The sequence below is a fragment of the Alkalihalophilus lindianensis genome, assembly GCF_032843265.1.
In the GTDB taxonomy this organism is placed as follows: Bacteria; Bacillota; Bacilli; order Bacillales; family Bacillaceae_D; genus Alkalihalophilus; species Alkalihalophilus lindianensis.
This window is the reverse complement of sequence record NZ_JAWJBA010001144.1, coordinates 1-229: the sequence shown is the minus strand read 5'-3', so window position 1 is coordinate 229 and position 229 is coordinate 1. Positions and strand designations below refer to the sequence as shown.

At 45.4% G+C, this 229-nt stretch carries 1 protein-coding gene; it reads right to left on the bottom strand.

Annotation, left to right across the window (positions count from 1 at the left end; translation table 11 throughout):
* The coding region (locus RYX56_RS25650; protein ID WP_317124551.1) for an ATP-binding cassette domain-containing protein at positions 1-229 on the bottom strand (229 nt) is incomplete at both ends.

Sequence of the window (229 nt, the reverse complement as noted above, 5' to 3'; positions counted from 1 at the left end):
CAAGAAAATAGCGGTCATGGGAAACGGTGATCACCACCCCGGCAAACTCTTCAAGATAATCTTCAAGTACGGTCAACGTCTGAGTGTCCAGGTCATTTGTCGGTTCATCTAACAGCAGGACGTTTGGTGCAGTCATTAATATTTTTAACAAATACAACCGCCGCTTTTCACCGCCGGAAAGTTTGCGGATCAGCGTTCCATGTGTATTCGGTGGAAATAAAAAGCGTTC